Annotated in this window: 16 protein-coding genes; all 16 read right to left on the bottom strand. The window is 54.1% G+C overall.

From position 1 onward, the window contains the following. Positions 1 to 36: 36 nt before the first annotated feature. The 16 genes from HV355_RS22465 to HV355_RS22390 all read right to left on the bottom strand — a co-directional run bounded on the left by HV355_RS22465 (position 37) and on the right by HV355_RS22390 (position 19,484). Positions 37 to 1,245, bottom strand: coding sequence for a conjugal transfer protein TrbA (locus HV355_RS22465; protein ID WP_182403533.1), 1,209 nt, complete (start codon positions 1,243 to 1,245; stop codon positions 37 to 39). A 320-nt stretch (positions 1,246 to 1,565) separates the two neighbouring features. Beyond that, entirely contained in the window at positions 1,566 to 2,198 is a 633-nt protein-coding gene (excA, locus tag HV355_RS22460) for a plasmid IncI1-type surface exclusion protein ExcA (protein ID WP_182403531.1), read from the bottom strand. A gap of 61 nt (positions 2,199 to 2,259) precedes the next feature. Beyond that, positions 2,260 to 4,422, bottom strand: a complete 2,163-nt coding sequence (locus tag HV355_RS22455; protein ID WP_182403529.1) for a DotA/TraY family protein — start codon at positions 4,420 to 4,422, stop codon at positions 2,260 to 2,262. Between the two features lie 57 nt (positions 4,423 to 4,479). Further along, the gene (gene traX / locus HV355_RS22450) at positions 4,480 to 5,022 is read right to left on the bottom strand and encodes a conjugal transfer protein TraX (RefSeq protein ID WP_131657229.1); all 543 of its coding nucleotides are present in this window, start codon (positions 5,020 to 5,022) and stop codon (positions 4,480 to 4,482) included. Further along, a complete protein-coding gene (gene traW / locus HV355_RS22445; RefSeq protein WP_032650382.1) occupies positions 5,019 to 6,221 on the bottom strand; it encodes a conjugal transfer protein TraW in 1,203 nt (400 codons plus the stop codon). The genes traX and traW overlap by 4 nt, the downstream gene beginning before the upstream one ends. A gap of 12 nt (positions 6,222 to 6,233) precedes the next feature. Beyond that, positions 6,234 to 6,806: a conjugal transfer protein TraV gene (locus tag HV355_RS22440; protein WP_165593113.1), complete on the bottom strand. Its 573-nt coding sequence runs from the start codon at positions 6,804 to 6,806 to the stop codon at positions 6,234 to 6,236. Continuing rightward, positions 6,803 to 9,856 (bottom strand): conjugal transfer protein, encoded by a 3,054-nt coding sequence (locus HV355_RS22435; RefSeq protein ID WP_049222022.1) that lies wholly within the window; start codon positions 9,854 to 9,856, stop codon positions 6,803 to 6,805. The genes HV355_RS22440 and HV355_RS22435 overlap by 4 nt, the downstream gene beginning before the upstream one ends. Positions 9,857 to 9,942: 86 nt before the next feature. Further along, positions 9,943 to 10,668, bottom strand: a complete 726-nt coding sequence (locus HV355_RS22430) for a hypothetical protein (RefSeq protein ID WP_063864836.1) — start codon at positions 10,666 to 10,668, stop codon at positions 9,943 to 9,945. 183 nt (positions 10,669 to 10,851) lie between these two features. Beyond that, positions 10,852 to 11,256: a DUF6750 family protein gene (locus HV355_RS22425; RefSeq protein WP_022649996.1), complete on the bottom strand. Its 405-nt coding sequence runs from the start codon at positions 11,254 to 11,256 to the stop codon at positions 10,852 to 10,854. Positions 11,257 to 11,290: 34 nt separating this feature from the next. Further along, positions 11,291 to 11,815 (bottom strand): conjugal transfer protein TraQ, encoded by a 525-nt coding sequence (traQ, locus tag HV355_RS22420; protein ID WP_022649995.1) that lies wholly within the window; start codon positions 11,813 to 11,815, stop codon positions 11,291 to 11,293. After that, positions 11,815 to 12,588 (bottom strand): conjugal transfer protein TraP, encoded by a 774-nt coding sequence (gene traP, locus HV355_RS22415; protein WP_123839398.1) that lies wholly within the window; start codon positions 12,586 to 12,588, stop codon positions 11,815 to 11,817. The genes traQ and traP overlap by 1 nt, the downstream gene beginning before the upstream one ends. Then, the gene (traO, locus tag HV355_RS22410; RefSeq protein ID WP_182403527.1) at positions 12,569 to 13,876 is read right to left on the bottom strand and encodes a conjugal transfer protein TraO; all 1,308 of its coding nucleotides are present in this window, start codon (positions 13,874 to 13,876) and stop codon (positions 12,569 to 12,571) included. Before traO ends, traP begins: the two co-directional genes overlap by 20 nt. Further along, positions 13,876 to 14,856 (bottom strand): DotH/IcmK family type IV secretion protein, encoded by a 981-nt coding sequence (locus HV355_RS22405; RefSeq protein ID WP_182403525.1) that lies wholly within the window; start codon positions 14,854 to 14,856, stop codon positions 13,876 to 13,878. The genes traO and HV355_RS22405 overlap by 1 nt, the downstream gene beginning before the upstream one ends. Positions 14,857 to 14,866: 10 nt before the next feature. Next, complete coding sequence (locus HV355_RS22400) at positions 14,867 to 15,484, bottom strand: DotI/IcmL family type IV secretion protein (protein WP_179297403.1); 618 nt, start codon at positions 15,482 to 15,484, stop codon at positions 14,867 to 14,869. An 89-nt stretch (positions 15,485 to 15,573) separates the two neighbouring features. Beyond that, positions 15,574 to 15,924, bottom strand: coding sequence for a hypothetical protein (locus tag HV355_RS22395; RefSeq protein ID WP_022649990.1), 351 nt, complete (start codon positions 15,922 to 15,924; stop codon positions 15,574 to 15,576). Between the two features lie 17 nt (positions 15,925 to 15,941). Continuing rightward, positions 15,942 to 19,484 (bottom strand): LPD7 domain-containing protein, encoded by a 3,543-nt coding sequence (locus HV355_RS22390; RefSeq protein ID WP_182403523.1) that lies wholly within the window; start codon positions 19,482 to 19,484, stop codon positions 15,942 to 15,944. Positions 19,485 to 19,524 lie beyond the last annotated feature (40 nt).

Raw genomic sequence — 19,524 nt, 5'->3', positions numbered from 1 at the left:
ACAGTAAGTTAATTAGCGTCAGAAATGAGCGAAATTTCAGAAGATGAGATCGTAATCGTCACCCGGGCGAGCGATGACGTCTTCCGTGAGTGACCAGTTGGTCCGGATGCGACGCCTGCGGTCGCGGTCTGGCTGAGGTTCGTTCCAGATTAGCCCCAGAGACAGCATATCGATGCGCAATCCCTCAATGGCTTCATCGACGCAGGCTTGCGGGCAGGGGAGGCCAAGTCGGATAGCCTCGCTCTCGGTGCGGGCGACGGCGACGATACCTGCACCTTCAATAAATCCTTTGGTGGTGTTTGCCCGGTGCAGGGCATAGAAGAGTGGACGGTCTACCCCCTTTAGCCATAGCCAGTTAGGTGGTGTCAGCCGTAAATCATGCGCGTACAGCCAGACCAGACCACTTCTGACGTAACGGTGCTCACGCAACCACTGTTTCGCGCCTTCGCTCTGGATGACGCGCTTAAAAGCGGTTCTCGCCAGCGCATAGACCGGAACTGAGAATTTCCCCTTATCACGGCGGCTTTTTATCCGACAGGAGCGGTTCAGGGCATCCATTAATTGACGTGCGGCCGGTCGGTCGTCCAGGAAAAACTGAAGGCCGAATATTGCGAATAATGCTTTTTCATGAGGGGCGAGACTTTTCCATCCATTAAGTGGACGCCCCAGCTGGGCCATAAAAACAGCCCGGCAGCGGGCAACATCGAGCTGCATATTACTGATGAGTTCATGCTCTTCAGCGAAACCCTCAGGGCTTTGTGCCGGACGTCTTTCTGGACGACGTTTATCAAGCAACAGGCGACTGGAATCCCCCTCATTAAGAATGGGGGCAATTGCAGGAGAAATGGTTTCCATAGCGAAGGGCAGCGTGCTGATATTGAGTACCCGTCGCGTTTGCCAGTTTCGTGCAGGATGGCATAACCAGCTCCACAGCGAAGCGGTAGACAGGGGAATGAGGAATATCATCAGGATCACCGTCGTTTGCTTCATCACGTTGATCCACTGATCGTAAGAGATGTTTTCGGCATTGTTGGCGGTGACGGCCAGCAGGTTATAACGCGGTGCGGCCCAGGTGTGGAAGGGGCCAAAATCAGCCATGCCCCACAGGGTATGCAAAATGAAACATGACCAGTACACAAACTCAGGCAAGAACAGCCATGCAACAAGCAGAAGCATAATGCCCAGGATGGCGAGGGCTCCAAGAAATTCAAGCGGGTCAGTCGTTCCCGCGCGAGCGGATGTCATGGAAAAGCTCCCTAAATAAAAACGATGAAGACTAACTGAATAAAAGAGGGCAGCAGAGCCCGAGCTTACGAAAAGTTAGCAAGCGTATTTACTGGTAATAGCGGCAGGTGAAATTATATTGATTGGTCAAATATTAGATTGTTGAGGATCTGATACGGATCTCCTTTGTTTTAGTGAGGGGCATTAATAAGATGGGTTGTGGTTTTTATTATCACCATCTGTTTTAAAGTGAATTTTCAGAGCGATGATCTGCGTTAATGAAATTAATGAAAATAGCCGGCAATTAAACCGGCTATTTATTGGAGGGTATTGGATGTGTTTCAGGCAAGAACGGGAACAGGTAGCCCTGTCAGAGATTCGATCTCGGCACGTTTTTTATTCACGACATCGTTGAAGTTGAAGTTATAGGTGTATCCTTTGTTGTTCATTGCATGCAGATGGTTAGCAATACTGGATGCAGCACCGGTATCGATAGGAATCATCGGCAATGATGTGAACCTTGTAAAGAGACGCAACTTTGAATCTTCAACCTCTGTACGTGTCAGGCTGTAAGCATCGAAGCCAATGACATCCATGACATTGCCCGGGTAGATTCGGACGTACAAAAAGGTTCCTTGCTGAAAGTCAAAACCCAGGTAGGTACTTTTCCAGAAGAGCCAGCCCTCAGAAGTGCTTTCCGGGTTGAAATGCCCTGTCTCCTTGATTTTCTCAATAACAGCAAGGATCTTTTTTTTGCGTTTCTTGGTTATGCCGTAATTTATGGCGAATGGGGCGAACAGCATAAACCAAAGACTAAAGAGAAACACATAGTCACTTCCAATAACATAATCCCCATTTGCTACGTATAAAGTAAATAACGGGGCAAGTAAAACTAGTGTAATAACTCCAAAGCGCAAAAATAGAGTTCTGACTACATAATATGGAAGCCACCACTTAGGGAATCTATCTTTCACAGTCAACCCTCCTTAGATATTTCACTCAATATTATAGCACCACTGGATAGATGTCCACTTCTCAGCTTTTAATCCCATCATTATTTGTTTCACCAGGAGCATTCATTCCCTTTGTATTAACGCCAGGAGTATGGCGTATATTCCTCCCACCGGCTACAAACATATCTTTCACTGAACCAGCCATACTGCCAAGGGTGTTGGCTGCATCCCTTCCGCCCAAGAAAGAAATCACATAGTCAGGTAGATATGCCTGTAAGGCAAACATACTTGATACCAGTGCTGTGCACAGACGGGCATAGATCATTAAAAAACCAGCTAGGCTAAATACACCAGTTAAAGAGTTTGCCTGAACGTTGGCAAGAGCTGCACCGAATAGTGCATGCAAAATTGTGCCTACAGCTATAATTGCTACTGATGCAAAGAAGAATCCAAACACCATCAATGTAGGTCTGATCATTGTGTCGATTAAGTAAATGTAGCCGTATGCAGCGCGGCTACCACGATCCTGAGACGTTCCCAGATGTGTTGCTCCCCACAAAGGCCCTGCTGCACAGCCTACCAGCACACTAACTACCCAGTTGCCAATCCCCGTCATCCAGAAAATGAACGGGATAAACGGTAGATAGATTGATAAAGTGAATCCGGCAGTAAACATGAGTAATAGCAGGAAATAAACTGCTGGAGAAATCGCATCCAAACCTTTATTTATACCGCTGACAGTGCCTGTCGATAAGTCTAAAGCTTTACCAAACAGACTTCCTTCTCCCGCAGCTGCAATTATGCGTACGGCAGTATAAGTCGTGAGAGTGCCTTCTGCCGCTCCCAACGTGTAATCCCCTACATTCTTCATCTTAATGAGGGGGTTTACTTGCCCGTTTTCAGTCCCTGTACCACTTAATGATGTAGCAAAATAATTGGTTAGTCTCTGCATTGGCCCCGCAACAGATTTCATGAAAACGCTATTTGGATCGTTTCCATCGACAGCCATTTGCTCGTCACTTGAGACAATAGTGCCTAAAGCGGGGCTGAAGCTGGAATTCTGCAATTGCGTACGGTAGGCGCTCATTACCGCATTGAACAGGTCTCCGCTGCCAATTTCCCCAAGAGATGACATTCCACTGGTTGCAGGCGCGCGACTGGCAACTTCTGTCAGGCGTTGATTGGCCGTTGCAAAAGTCTGGTACCAGGCACCGAGAGCCGCCCAGCCATATGTGTCGAGGTAATTCCTGACAGCATCCTGTATGCCATTTTGTTCACTCTGCGCCGGTAATGCGCGCTGAACAGTTTGTTCGTACGTACTGGCTGCTCTCTGAATGCGGGTTTCAATATCCGGGAGTGTGCCGTTGCCGGTTGTTCGTTTATTCATAAACCCTGCCATAAACTCGCTGGCCGCGCTGTCCATATCCTGGATCATTGCTTCCATAGCTTTGTTTTGCGCATCCACCACTTCACGTGTATCGCGGTTACTGAAGGGGTTAAAGAAGCTTCCGGAACCAGACGAGGAGTCCGATTTCTGTTGTTCCGGTATCGTCGCCGTGCCGCACACACCGCTGCCATTAGTGACCCGGTAGGTATAATTCCCTCCAGAAGAACCGGATACCCCTGCCATTCTGGCTGTGGTCGAGCTTGCTGTGCTGTTGTAATCGTCCAGCGCAGTATTGATGGCATGTTTACAAAGCTGCATCTCAAAAATACCGCGTGCAGAAGTGCGGGTCGAAGCCTGTGTGGGCTGGACAGTCAGGGAGTAGCCGCTGGCAATATCACTGGCAGCTTTGGACACCATCAGGTTGGCAGAACCTATGCCCATAATCGACGCGCCCCAGAGGATGATTAGCTGGGACATGCTCCAGCCATTGGCTGTCGGGATAATCATCAAAAATCCTGACACTGTGCTCAGTGTGCTGGTGATATCGCGATCCCCACTGAATACCTTGCCCTGATGCCCCGTTTTATTAATGTGCTTCAGACCAATAAATACAAACCAGACGACGGCAAGGACGGCGATAATTCCGTTAAACAGAGCAAACAGATTCCCGATCATCGTGGTATTGCCGGCGGCGAGAGGGTCCAGCACCACATCGCCGAAGATAGTGACCAGTGCCTGTCGGGAGAGGTCCTGTGCATTGGTTGCAGCAGAGACTATGTCATCGTAAGTGACACCTGCGCGTGCCGGGGTAACAGAGATAAGCAGCCCTGCACAAAGCGCACGAATGAGATTTTTCACGGTAACTCCGGATAATGCATGAATGCCGGGATGTCGGCAGGAGGCAGAGAAGGGCAGCTATTTCCCGAGAATGGCATCTCGTACGGCATGGGTTTCCGCCATGAAATGCTGAAAGGTGCCTCTTTCAGCAAGACTTACGCGACGGTTGCGTAACTGCCACAGTCGGTAGGTTACGATTAGCGCTTTTGACCATGCCACGCCAGCACCGGAAAACAGCACCACACAGGTGCTGATCTGGTGCGCGGAGATACTCCCGCCAATAATGAATGGTGTCAGTGCTGCAAGCGGAACCGGTATGGCCATAAGCCAGAACAGCACTCGCCAGCGCTTGCGCTGGCTCACATATCCCTTATCCAGCTGTGCGGGGGTACAACCTGATTCCGCAACGGCTTTTTCCCAGTCAGGAGAAGCCGGCGGTTTGTCGTCAGTAATGAGCTCCGGAAAAGCATCACGCATTCGTTCAATATTTCGTGATGTCATGTGCCGGGCAGCCCGCAAATACCACTTCGTTTCCTGCAATGGCAGAAATATGCTCAGCAGTCCCCGGGTAATACGTCCAGGTAGTCCTTTTTTCCGTGCGACTGTTTTTTCCAGTGTCATTTGGCCGCTCCCTGGTTCATGGCTGATTCGAGTTGTTTCAGACGTGGGGCGTAGGACTGGCGGGCAAAGGCGGCGAGCAGCTGGCCGTCGATCACGTTCCCTTTGCGCAGCAACTCTTTAATGTCGTTAAGTTGCCAGTTCATCTGTGCCGTAGTTCGGATGAGTTCGCGCATAAGGTTATCCCCGTCCATTTGCTGCAGGTCGGAGAGATAGGCTGTGTTGGCATATCGACGTCCGGCCTCAAACGATTCAAATTCCCGCTGGCTCATGTAGCCCTTCGCCTTCGCCTCCGGCGAAGCCACATTGTCAAAATACTGCGCTGCGGAAGGTGACTGCAGTGCTTCTTTCAGGGCATCACGGGTAGTTTCACTGGTCTTACTGTCGGCAATCAGCGAGAGCTGAGGTTCAGACGCGGCATCGATGATACCGTTGTATTCGTTGAGCAACCCTACATACGTACGACCGGTAACAGTGTTGACTTCACCTTTGCCAGGCGTGCGGCCTGCTGAAGGGCGAGCCGTGTTTTTCATGTAGGCCATAGCGGCATCAATCTGTTCCTGTGACCAGGAAAGTGCCGGTGCCTGCCCTTCAGGTCCCGCGCCGCCATAGATGGAGCGTACCTGACTGTCTCCTCCGGGCAAATTACTGACGGCAGGGCAGATACCGGTTCCGCCAAAGCGTTCATATTCTGCTGCCGTACAGTACGCGGCATGTACGTTCGCACCGTCATAAGCGTCGCGGGCCTGTTCTTCCGATGCTGTAGAAATCCTCTTCCGCACCGCTGAACTGGAAACACCTTTGCCTGATGAGAGTTTTGACGCGGCGCTGCCTGATGCACTTTTACTTTGTGCTGCCACACCGGATGCGGAATCACTACAGATCGAATCCGGTACCGAAAAACTCTGCCGTGCCTCCTCCAGACGTTGGGTTTCATTATTGAAAATCATTTGCTGACGAGTAGCCTGCCCATCCTGATTAATCAGGGCGCCGAGCTTGTCGGCGTTCTGTGTGATGGCTGTGCCGGTGGCCTGTTGCATCTGTAGTATTTCGACCAGAGTTGCCTGGATGGTGGCCATCTCAGGCAGAACCTGAGTCGTGATCGGAACGCTGGAGTTCACGTTGACCGTTAAAGCACTGGCAACAGTGGGAAGGCTGGACGCGATGGCCAGCGCCAGCGCGGGGAGGTGACGTTGTATCATGAAATTCTCCGTTTATTTGAGCGGGGTAAACACGTCGGGAAGGCGGGGTGACTGTGTGCCGGGGGCGAGGGCGACCAGAGGGAAGGTCTGGAAGCGTCTGCTGATACGTCCTTCCCGGCTGCGGGTGTCTATGATTGTCAGCCCACGACGCGTGATTCTTGCATGAGCTGGAGGGGTGATATCCAGTACCGGCCAGTCTCCCGGGCTGAGTTGTGGGGTATCTGCCCCCTCCGGCCATAACCATATATCATCAGTTAACACCGCCCCTGTATTTTCAGGTAGCAACCACTGGACCACATGACGCGATTCCCGCACCGGTTCGCCTGGCTCATTGACCTGCCAGATGGCTGTTGTGACCAGCTGGCGTGGTCGCGCTTTGAGTGAAAGAAGCACGCCACAGGCCTCTTGCGTTGCCCGGCGATCGGTCGCGTATACCGCCCGGGAGTTCACTGCACTGTCCGTACGGAAGTGCCGGGACGGCAGGACGAACTCCACGCCGTCTGCATCGATCACCAGGCGGGAAAGACTGACCTGGCCCTTTACCGGGCGGCGACAACGTGGCGTCAGGTGGATGGAACACATCAAAGGTCATACCCCAGCTCATTTATCATTTCGTCTGCCATCAATTCGATGACGCCCTTATCACCACGGGCGCCACTGTTACGCTCCCTGTACTCAATGAGTTTTTTCGCGGATCCGCGAGGGAACTTCTCCGCCAGTAACTGACGGGCACGGGCAGTACCGATCGTATCCGAGAGATTTCTGCGTAGCGCGCCGTCTTTTTTGTCTGAGTTAAGCGACCACAGCTCCAGCGGTCCGAGCGTAAACCGGACAATCCGTGCCAGCGTCCCCTGGGTTGTGCGCATCATACATAGCATCGGTACGCCACTACCGTCTGCAGCCGGACCAGCTGGCATACGCAGGAATGCATGAAGATTGTGTTCGGGGATCTTAAAACTGTCCCGTAAAAGTGGAATATCTTCCTGGCGGAAGCGCAGCAGCCAGAGGGTGTTGGCAGAGTCGAGCAGGCTTTTCGGATAGTCGGTAAGGAACTGGGTACTTAGCACCGTGCGGATACCAAACTTACGTTGTTCACGATCCTGCGTATCCAGTGCTTCGAAGATGAAATCAATGCCTTTGACGTTGTGCAGTTCGTCATAGATTTTGGTTTTCATTTCACTATCGAGCTGGTTGATGCGTCGCATAATGCCCGGGAGGTAGGCTTCCGGCAGTATTTGCATTACCTCATCCTGATACTGCGGCAGCAAAAAATCACCCGCAGTGATGTGGCCAGCAAAGAGGAACATGATGCCGGTTTTCAGTCTGCCTGCCGGGGTCTTATCGCCGGCGACGTTGTTTAAGTCTACGGCAATAATGCGTGTGTTCGGGTTCAGCGCAAAACGAGTCCGACTGGCCATCATTGGGTAGTCCTGTCGGGCCTGAATCATGCAGCGCTCAATGTACTCCACCAGGGGCTCCTGTGAGCCGTTACGCTGTATCCGGCCAAAAGTCTCCTGAATGACCTCACTGCGTAGTAGCGCGGGCATATCAGCAAGTTCTGGTACCGCCTGGTAGTGTGCCCGCTGAGCTGCAGATAACTGTCCACGTTCATGCAGGAGGTCACGTACTTCGTACCATGGTGTCGCGGTCCACCACTCCGGATCGTGCTCACCCCACAAACCGGATAACTCCAGTGCCGCATCCACTTCTGGCTCTACGTTTGAACGGAACATGTTTGGCTCAATACCACTACGCATGTCATACGCCAGATCAATCAGGCGGTTCACTATTTGCCGGGTATCTGTAGGGTTAGGCGGGGTCCCTTTATCCGGTTCGATACAGAAGGCCGTCAACATGGACGCGATAAATTGCTTCTCTGGTGTCACTGGCTTACGAGCGCCGTACAGGATGTCGAAGACATTGCGTGACTTAGACGGGTCGTTGCTGAGTATGATGCCGACTGCTTCGTCCTTTCGCTCTTCTGGCAGACTGTCACGTATCAGCTGGATTAACCCCATCGCGCTGAATCCTTTATCAATGTGAGCCACATAAGGAAGCGAAACCTGGGCGGAAGATACCTGTATTTCCGTCAGGGTATTAATCAGTACCGATTTACCCAGACCCGAATCGCCAGGGGCAAGTTCGGTATGCTTGTTCTGGCGAGAAGACCCCAGCCCGACTTCCCAGGCGCATCCGTCTTCCGTGTGCAGCATCAGGTTGCCTTCCCCTCGCCAGACGGTACCTGGTCGGTTGAAGGGCAACATCGATAGCGCATGGGAGAGTGGCGGGTAAAGCGGAACAGGGCCGGAGCCCGCTGACGCGGCCAGCATACTGTTGACCCATCCCCTGCGAGGATCACCGAATGTGGTGGTAGTGTTACAGACTCCCCAGCCCTGCAACGCTGATTCAAGCAGCATCTGATTACGGGAGCATATTTCCCGGGTATGCCCCCAGGTGGACGCCACAATGGTCATCACGCAGACCGGATCGCGTTCATCCGTTGCAGCCAGCTGTGTGAAAGCGTCGTAAAGTGGGCGAATAGAGGGAATAAATTGTCCAAATGATGAAATAGTCTTTTTCCAGCCCAGCGCTTTCATCCCGCCAGGCATGATGTCGATTCGTATGCGCCAGGGAACGGAACGTGGAACCAATTTCACAAGCTCATTGAAGGGGCGGGGATGCTGAGGCGGAAGTGTTATGGCCACCATGCCGTGCCACAGCCCCCCTGCATGCACCAGATTACCTTCTGTTTCTGGCGTACAACCAAATACCTGAAGATTCAGGAAGGGAGCTAGCAGTGCTGTAGCGTCGCCCTCCTGAAGCGCCCCCGCTGGCGCAGCCTTCCCCGGTAATGCCGGGCGCCATGCGGCCGATGTGCTGTTGCGTGCTGTTTCACGTCTGATTTCATTACAGAACTCAGGCACATCAAGCAGGCGGACAAGCAAGCCGTCTCCACCGCGTACGAGTGCTTTTTCAAGAGTGGTGATAAAGCTGTCGTGCCGGATCTTCAGACCAGACATTTGCCAGCGCCAGGGCTCCTGACCAAAGCGCGCGACAGGTGCTTTATCCTGAATGGCCCGAACGGTGGCGTTAAAATCGGTTCGTTCCTGATGACTCACCAGTGTCGGAGAGCTCCAGACGGCAAGCCAGCAGCGCTCACGAACAAGCCACGGAGAAATGACATTGATCTTCTCATTAAGCAGGTCATCCAGCTGGACGCCGATGTGCTGAATTGAACGCATTTGCGGGGCGATCATGGCGCTGACTTCGTCACGCCCTTTTTCCGGGTCACGTTCGAAAATGAAGGCCAGTTTATGGCCGATATTTTTCCAGGTGGTGCTGAGCGTGGACGCGAGGTGCGCGATCATTCCTTCAAACGCATCCGGATGATCGTCTGAGGCTGTTTCCGACATTTCACGCAATGCCCCGGATATTTCGAATACAGAAAGGAAATAGCCATGATGGGTGACACCTATATAAGGCGCTTCCAGCCAGGGTCTGAGCTCCAGATCTTGTTTGTCCAGTCCGATCACCGTACGAATGTCGCAGTAGTCGACAAAGTCAGCAGAGACGGCGAAACGGGAACAGGTATTCATAACGTCTTCAATAGTGAAGACAAGGCGGTTGATATTCATAGCTGCGAAGACTCCACCGGAATGGCGTGTATTGATGGGCGAGGCGCTTCTGTGGGCGCATCTGCGGGATAAGGCTTGCGTTAGGTTTACGTGACAGTGGTACCAGATGACTGTGAGGATAATATTGTTGTCTGCGAGGCTCCTGACAGAACGTCACTGTCCGTCACTGAATCCGGTGTCAGGATCAACGCCACTCCGTTCATTTTTTGTCGCATTTCATCGCGCATGACTGGCGGGAAACGTTTAAGCGCATCTGCATAGTCAGCTGGTCGCCATCCCCCGAAACGTTCTTCCAGAGGAAGACGATGGCGGGTCAGTTCCGACAGTACCCGACGGCCTTCCCGAACCTCGCCTGGTCTGGTGCTGAAGACGGCCTGCAGGGCTTTTCGGTTCAGGGCAACAACATTACGTGGGTGCAGGTCCGGTAGCCAGACCATGACCCCCTGAGCAGCAGCAAATCCGTTGAGGGCATGCCAGGCATGGCAGAGGTAACAGAGGTGAAACGGTGTCGTGAGCCGTTCTAATTCAGCATGTTCGATGTCAGACAGCAGACTGGTGTCGGTCAGCAGTGTTTTGGGGATGTGTCGCAAAGCAATCCGGCGGGCGGCAAGTGATGCGTGCTGCATCCCGGTCCGGGCAGCTTTCAGAGCCCGGGCGTGTTTCTCATATTCAACCGGTACCTGCGGGGTGGGACGTGACTCCAGCTGAGCCAGCGTGTCTTTCGCTCTGACGAGTCGGGTCCTGGCATCCTGCGCGTCTTCCGCAAGTCGGGATAATGGCAGGGATTCCGGTAACACAAACAGATGTTTCATGTCAGCACTACAGCAATAACACCGCCCTCCAGAAACGCTCTCGGGGGGAGGAAGTAAAGGGGCTGTGGAATGGACAACATCAGGAACCGGAAGCGGATGTAGCCATGGACAGTCAGGTGTCTTTTTCTTTTTGCTCATCGTTTTCTCCTGAAAGGGTCGGTAAACACCGACCCTTTCCTGTGGTTAGCTGATATTGACAGAGCTGGTACCGAGCTGTTTCTGGGTTCGTCCCATAATTTCAGGGACTACGGCCAGTAGTGCGCCGATGGCCAGACCTGCACAGCAGCGGCCTACAGTGATCTGCGGATTGGTGCCCACTTTTTTGAAGGACAGCAGTGAACCGATGAAGATGAACACACCGATCGCCTGGGCAATTTCCAGACCGGAAGTTTTACCGCTTTTGGCACCAGAGGCGGCGCTACCAAACATATCGGCGAGATCGCCATCAGCGAAGGCCATGCCGGGTAACAGGAACGTGACCAGAGCACACAGCCCCTGAATCATGCGCTCGCGGCACTGCATCATGGTCAGCTGGCAGAAAATAACGACGGCATAAAGACGCGCGGAAATAGCACGGAAAAGTGACATAGTGTCTCCTTGGGTTATAAAAAAACGAAGTGTGTTAAAAAGAGAGGCCGAGAGTGGCAAGTGCGGCATCGATGAGCTGAGGTGAAAAGACCATACCGGTCCCTGCAAACAGTTTTACTGTCGCAGCGCGAATGCTTTCACTTGAACTGAGTGCGGTGTGCCCCTCAAGCTCTGATCGTCGAAACATATCGAGTGCCGCATAGACAAACCCCACTCCTGCTAGCCGGACCAGAGAAAGTACGGCGTTAGCAGCCCCGGCAGCAACGCCGTAGGTGGCGGGTTGCACATACGCGATTGCATCAAAAGATGTGGCGCCAAAGCCAAGCTGCGCACCACTGGCATTAATGATGGAGGGGAGAGATACCAGCGCGGCGCAGGAAAAAAGGCCAATAGCAAACTTGCCCGGGGACAATGGACTTCGACTGGAACGTTGCCGGGTCAGAAGTGCGATGAGGCCAAAAAAACCAATCATCTCGGACCAGCTGAATAATAAATCCAGCCCAGCGGTGAAGATGCCCGAAGCAAGATTCTCTATTAGCGTGACGGCATCCAGTGCCATTAGCGCAGGGTTCCTCCGGTTGTCACCACAGAGCGCGTGGCAGGATCAATCTGACGAATAGTGACTTTACCCAGCGTATCCCCCTCCCGGACTGACCAGGTACTGCCCTGCCATTTGATCCACGCCATTCCTGCTTCCAGCGACATGATTTTCATGCCTGCAACAGCACTGGTTGTCTGCCGTTTTTGGGGCCGGGAAGCTGTTTTTGAGGCATCAGAGGTGCTTACGCGGGTTTCCAGAACAGCCAGCTTCTGTGTCAGCTCATTAAGCTGTGCACGCGTTTCTACTGCGTAAGCCTCATCCCTTTTGATAGCATCAGACAGGCGCGTAACGCTGTCTTTCAGCGACGTCAGAGAGTCATTTATCTTGCGGTCACGATCGTTCAGCTCGTCACGGATATCCGTCATCATGCTCGCCCTGTCGTCCTGAGCCATTGGCAGGGACGTATGTGCCGCCGGTTGCGCCGCGGCTGGCGAGACAGCCTGCTGCGGAACAGACTCAACCGTACTATGCTGTGCACCGTCGAGTGTATTTTCAACTTCACTGAAGCTGGTTTCAGACGGCGTATTATTCGTCAATGACAGTGATGGACCGAACAGGTACCAGAGGCTGGCCACTGCCAGAAGCGTTATCCCGAGAAGCCACGGCAGAGAATAGCCAAACAGCAGGTCTCGCTTCCAGAAGGGCGGTTTCTCGCGAGGATCTGGCGCGCCAAAATCATCCTCGCTTTCCAGTGTTTCTTCTTCAGGCATATCAATTTTCTGGTTCATCATTGTTCCTCACGGGTACGGTATCGCCATACTGACGACGGATTTCAGCCTGGCGGCGCGCGATGGCTTCCTGCAGGCGGGTTTCGGTTTGCTGCTCTGCGGCAGCGGGTGCTGATAAGGTGCTATTGATTGCGGGGCGGGCCGCTTTATTGCTGCTGACAATGTCGTCAGAAGTAACCGAGTCAACGAAGAGAATGGAGATAACTTCTTTCTGCTTCACGGTGACCTGGCGGAACGGCTCACGGGCCATCTCCTGTTTGATGACTTCCGCCCCGGTCTGGGCTGTGCCGCCAACCATTACGCCAGCCACTGTGCTGCCATCAGGTTTACCCACTCGTCCGGTGACGGTACCGACACTGGACTGCATAACCTGAGTGTCAGCATCCTTGTACAGACCGCCAAGATCACCAAGACCTCCCAGTACAGCGGGCAGAACGATGTGTGTTCCCCATCGATGGTTAACATCGGAGGCCACAGAAGACATCAGGTTTTTCTCACTCTGTGCGCTTGCATTGACGTTCAGCTCCATGCCGTTCCAGCTCATACTGGTAAATCTGATATCCAGTCCATTGCCGGCAAGTTTTACTGACGAACTGTGAAGTCTTGCGCCAGCCAGCGGCCCGGCAGGAATAACCGCAACAACCTCTGAGTTGGGGTTATCTGAATCCACGGCAGTCTCCATATAACCGGCCGCACGCGTAAGTGCGTGGATGAAGACCTGTGCACTCTCTGTTTCAGTTTTTGTCTCTGCCAGGTTTCTTGTGCCAGTCGCTGGCGATGTCTGCGTAACACTTGCCAGGGCAGTTGCCAGCACCGGTGCATCGCCGCCAGTCTGTGCGTCACTGATCCGCTTAAGCAGTTTTTGCAGTTGAGCCTGGCGCTTTTCGTTTGCCTGCTCTTCTCCGGCCGGGTTTTCCGCATGGCGTGATGCTGCTGGCGGCGGAGGTGGCAGGTCCACCGGTTTTGTTTCTGGCACCTTATCCGGAGGGGGTTCCGTGACTTCAAGGCCGACCGGGAGACTGGCGATAAAGGATGAATCGGTCCGTGCGGCTTCCTGCGCACCTAAATCGTTTGAGGCTTTAAGCAGTTCACGGTAACGCGGGCTCTCCGTCGTGGTGGTTACGGCACTTGAGGCCGTACCGTTAAGGTTGACGGCAGAATCTGTTCCTGAAGGGTCATGTGTCAGCCACGACATGGCCAGATAACCCGCGGTCACTAAAACCAGGGCACTAAATCCAATTATTGAAAAAAGTTTTTTGCCGTTCTTACCGGCATCCTGTTCTGCGCTCATTACTGAAGCTCCGGCGTGACGTGAACGGATTTCCCGTTTACTGAGAAGGTCAGTAACGGGGTGACGGGGAGTTTCCAGAGATGCGTACCATCCGCTGAAGAGAGTGTCTGTTCAAACTCGTCGCGCAGCATTGCGCGGGAACGGACCATCAGATCATCACCGCTTTGCCAGATCGCAGTGTCAGGGGCGTTGCCCTGGAATTTAAGGCGACGGGCATCTTCTGGTGGTGTGCCATCCAGAAAAGCCTGCAACGTGGCGCTGTGGAGTGCGATTTTATCGACGGGTACGCCCGGGGCTGCTGAGCCAGGACCCAGACGCGGGACGCGTAAATCCAGCCGACTGTCGATCTCCTGACTGGCAGTACGGGTGTCTGTCTCACCACTTGTCACATTGATCATGATTGGAACATCAAGCCCTTTCAGATATACGGAAATATTCCCTGCAGCCCACGGGCGCAGTGGTGTTATGGCCAGCATGTTGGTTCCAGCATTGAACTTCACATCAAAACTCTTCGGGCTGGCATTAATTGGCGGATCTGACTGTGGCCACGGTGCGCCACTGATGTCCGTCAGGGTGACGACGCTCTGGTTATTCATGGCCGTGCGTACCAGCGGGATACTGGCGCCTGGAGAAAGATTGAGGGTTAATGAACTGATACGCGGAACCACGCTTATCATTGGGGCATTTACAGAACGCTCGTTGTCGGTCAGTCGAAGCCTCAATTCGCGTATCTCATCCGCTGACAGAGGCGAGTCTAAACCTGCTGCCTCATCTACCAGCGGCGAGCTTTGTTCCGGGGGCGGGAGCTCTCCACTAATCCGGGTTGCCGGTACACCTGTTGTTTGCGCTTCTGCCCCCTGAGGAGCGGCGGCAGTTGTTGCACCAGGCGTCCTGGCATCCTGCCAGCCAGTATTGTCAGCGGCGGCCACGAGGGCCGGACCACACAGTAGTAGTGTGGTCATGAGATAACGAAGTTTCATGGCGGGAGCCTCAGAGGTTGCGGGGAGCGTTGCGTGAGATCATCTGGCGGATTTCCATCCCGACGGGTTTCTGTCGTGGATCTACGCGCTGGATGGTAATTTCGAAAACAAACGGTTGTTCAGGCTTGCTGGTCGTCTGCCCAACCAGGCGCAAACGTACCGGATACTGCATTGTCCAGAACCAGGTTCCGTCAGACAGACGCCCACGCCTGATGACGACACCAGCCCCTACGGAGCCGGTAAGATTCATACGCTCGCGTTTCAGGGCATCGTAGATATTGGAGTTGGTTAGCGCCTGGATGTAACTGGCGTGTCCTGCTTCAGAGAACAGCGATGCTGTAGAGGATACCTGTTCACGATAATGAACGAAGTCCAGGTTAAAGGCCCGCATCAGAGCCTTGCTGCCAAAGGCGATGGCATCGTCCTGGCTCCATGCTGGTTCGGAAGTGGGAGCCAGGCGAACCAGGCGCCCACTGTCGGTGGCAAAGTAATCCCGTGGCTGTTGTATCAGAGCCCAGGTCAGGCCAGCATTGAGGATGATGCTGATAAGCAGGCCACTCCCCAGCAGGAGGTTACTCTTCATCAGCTCTGGTGCCATTTTCTGGCGTTTTTCTGCCGTTTTCATCATGTTCACGGCGTTTTTCAGCGGATCCTCCGCAGGGGAGGGGGCCCGCCCCTTTGCAGGGGGGGCTGATTGTGTCTGTTTTGTCATAGGTTTCAGGAGTTGAAGTTTTTCCAGGGATCGATGTTGTCTGGGATCTGTTCGTTGACTTTATCCAGGGCCGCTTCGCAGACCTTATTTTCCAGTTGCGAAATGATTTCATCGAGCCCGGGGAATTGCGGCAGGGTCACCTTGACGTTCTTGATACGGGACAGACAGGACTGCAGGGAGGATGAGACATTGCTTTCGCGCTGTTCCCAGGCTGTTGCGGCCGCCCTGGCTCGCTCATAACCAGCCTGGCTACCCGCTTCAGCAGCACTTCCTGCTCGGCAGGTTGCCGCCGCAGCGGCGGCAGAAAAAAGCATGAAGCCGGACAAAAGTCCGGCTTTAAGCATGTGATATCGCATTCTCTCTCCTTATCGGCTTAGCGGCCGGGGCTGTGGGAGTGTTCCTGATGAAGCGCTTTTTCCTGTCTGCCCTCCGGCTTTCGGGCGTCATCCCATTGTTTCCAGGTCTGTTCAAAACCGAGGCGCTGGAACAAGGTATCTGCCTGTTTTTCCGGTGTGTAGAGCCGGGCGGGAAGCGGTGTATCCTCTTCCCGACCTTTCAGGTGGAACGTCATCAGCTGAGGTGCGGCACGTGTGGTGCCGTCGGGTTCGAAATTCACCGCCTGTCCGTAGCCTACAAAGCGGGGACCGTCATCGGTGATGGCATTAATAACCAGCTGACTGTTGTCTGTGGTTGGCGTGGCCAGTGCCGGATACAGCGTTCCATCCAGACGAACCATCCCCTGCAGGTGTTCCCCCGCAGACTGGACAAGCAGAAGATCTAACTGGTTTGACTGTGTGTCCATAGAGGCCATGACGGGTACCAGCCTGTCTGGTGCTTCCGTGGACGGTGGCGAAATGCTGGCCGCGGCTACCGGTGACTTTACAGGATGCCTGTCTTCGCCCAGATAAAACTGACGCTCTTCCAGGCGAGGTGGCAGCTTCAGGTCTGTGGTGTACTCAGGCCAGGCCTGTCGGATTTGCTGTGTGAGGCGGCCAAACGTATCGACCGGGAAAGCCTGAAGAGGCTGTCCCTGCTCCGGTCGATCATGTGCCACGGCAAGACCTGTTGAGGCGGACGTCAATGACCAGTTATTTTTTACGCGCTCTTTTTCCTCACCAGGTACCTGCCAGCTGTCACGGGAATTGAGCGTCAGCGTGACCACATCGCCGGTTTTGTGGTGCGCGATCAGCTCCCGTAAATCCTGCCCCCAGTAGGTATGACTTCCACCGCGGTTCTGTAGCTCGATAAAGAAGCTCTTGCCCTTTTGCTCTTTATTTTCGTACATCGCTTCACCAAAGTTCTTGAGGACCGCCGTGACGCTCTGGCCTGGTTTCAGTGCAGAGGGGGCGGGCTCAGCGGGCATATCAGGGACCCGGATGCTGTCGGCCTGCTTAGGCGCTACAGGCTCTGTTGAGGGTGAAACGGCAGGCTGCTTTGCGGCAGTTGCCTGTGCTGACGGCGTCGGTGATACGGGGGGCACGGGTATGCCCGGAGCGTCAGGGGTAACAGCTTCGGGGGCGGCTGTTGCCGGTGACACTGGCGATGCGGCATCAGGTGATGGAGTCTGTCGGTTCAGGTCCGGCGTAGGAATATGCGTTGTGACTGAATCCCTGGTTGCCCCAAACTGTTGCCGCATATCCTCAAGCTGCGCGCGCTGCGCAGGCAGCTTCATTCGGATATCGAGGTCATATTCAATAATGAGCCGCATGGCCTGCTCTTTAAACTGCGTACTGCCGGTGAGCTCCACCACGCCGCCGTAATAGCGTGATGCCACGGCCAGCGCGGCGAGCACCTTGCGCTTGTCCTCACTCGCACCGTTACACATTTCGAGACGGTTGCCGAGATCGTGAAACGCATCTTCCCCGTCGAGACGGTAAAGCACCTTATTGTCACGCTGTTCTTCCGTTGACAGGGCTTTAATGATTTCATCGAGATCTTCTCGCTGAAGCGGTTCCGGTCTTCGCGGTCCGTAGACAAGCCCATCCGCTTCATGCACCTCACTCTTTGCCGTTTCCTTCCTGCCCGGGGAGGACTCTGACGTGTTTTGATCCACATCGGCAGTCTGCGTCTGCTCCTGTTTTTGCCCGGTTGATGTTGCTCCGGGGGGCTGTGGAGGGATTGGTAATTCAGGAACGATCGGCTCCGGAGACTCAGCGTCTGTTTCATGTGACGCAGCCTCAGGCTTCAGGGTTTGTTTACCCGTTTCTGGTAGTTCATGGTCTGTCTGTCGTTCCTGAGCAGGCATATGGGGAATGTCATCAGACTGACTGTTCACCCATTCAGCAAATTGTGGGTCGTCCATCTGCGCACGTATGTCTGCATAATCATCGAGGTCAGGAACCGGTATATTCGATCCTGATTCGACGGCACTATGACTACGCTGACCGGCATCCGCAGAAGACGTCACGATCGTCCCGTCCGTGGTGCTCTGCGTATCAGGAAGTAAAACATCAGCGTCTCGCAGGGACGTGGGGGCGGGTTCATCGTGTTCAGCCTTATTCTCAACCGGTGCCGCACTGATACTGGCTTCATCGGGCGGCATCACCGCTGCCGGAGAGATTATTTCAGGTTCAGGCGGGGCGGGAGGCGCTGGGTTTACTGACTCATCCAGCCTGTGGCTTTCAGACGGAATAACGACAGGTTCATCCGGGGCAATCGAAGACTGGCCGGATTCCTGGCTTTCCAGATTTTCCATTTTTGGGTCCTGTTGTGAGAGAAATTGTGCATCGTTGGGTGCGTAGTCTGTCCGGATATCGATGCCGGCAGACCTGAGGCGGTCGCTGATGTGCTCACAGAAGGCTTCTCTGCCCCGGCTGATATCGAGATCGTTGAAGTCCGTCAGCAAGCGTGCTTTTTCTTCTTCGGTGAAATCAGGGACGATGACTCTGCCGCCCGTGAGTTCTGCCGCTTTCTCAGCGCTCAGGATGCCCTTGTTTTCAGGTTGTCCTGTCTGCGCATTCTTCAGCTGATGATCATTGTCTGCACAGAAAATAAAAGGACTGTCAGGCCAGACGGCACGAGCATTCTGGCCAACGGCAATCATGTTTCCCGCATCAACCGTCATCAGTACCGGCAGACCTGATGCCTCATGCAGAGAGGCTGCTGTGGCATACCCTTCAGCAAACAGCAAAGGCAGGCCATTCTGTGGCGTCCCCAGTGCAAACCAGTTACCTGTTTTTTCACTGTCTTTAAGGATGCGGGCGTCTTTTCCGCCGGTGAGCGGAATACGCTGGTAAGAGCGTATGTCGCCATGCGCATTGCTGAAGGGGATCACAAGTTCTTGCTTATCGTTGATTCTTATACCCGGCGCAGCCTCCACACCCTTACGGGTCAGATAGGCGTTCGTTGTAGCCTGCGGGTAACGTTCAACATACCGGGCGGCGTACTCCGCCTGCCGGTTGTACTGTTGCTTCAGAGCACGGGCATTGTCTTCACGCGTTTGCTGGGCGTGTGCACGGAGATGAAGACGCGCAAGCGGATCCATCTCGCCACCACCTGAAAACACCCACTGCGTCGGTTTAGCGTCGGCGCTGCGATAATCGCGGTACCATCCGGCAGGGCGCCCGTCCAGGTAAGCCTTGTAAGCTCCGCTTTTCGAACCTTTCTTGTCCTGTTTCGTCGGTACGCGCTGAAGGCTTCCATCCATCACGGGGAGCCCCTTAACCAGCAGTCCTGCTTCTTCAAGTTTTTGAGCAAACTCTGTTACCGGATCGTCCGCATTCATCGACAGTTCATGGGGGCGGGGCATCCATCGCTCGAACCTGGTCAGGTCGGCTCCTGGTCGGGCATACCAGAGGCGGTGCTCATCGTCCCATTTAAGGGCTTTCTGCCCATCGCTGAGACGCGGGTGGGCGTTGATGGCGTCGTCCTTCTCTTCGTGAGGTACGGCAAGCCATACGCGGTGACTTTTTTGCATGGTCACATTCCTGGAAGATATTGAGGGAGTAGCGCGGGAG

The sequence above is a fragment of the Enterobacter sp. RHBSTW-01064 genome (assembly GCF_014103035.1).
In the GTDB taxonomy this organism is placed as follows: domain Bacteria; phylum Pseudomonadota; class Gammaproteobacteria; order Enterobacterales; family Enterobacteriaceae; genus Enterobacter; species Enterobacter mori.
Note: the sequence above shows the minus strand (reverse complement) of the source record. Positions and strands in the feature narration are given on the sequence as shown.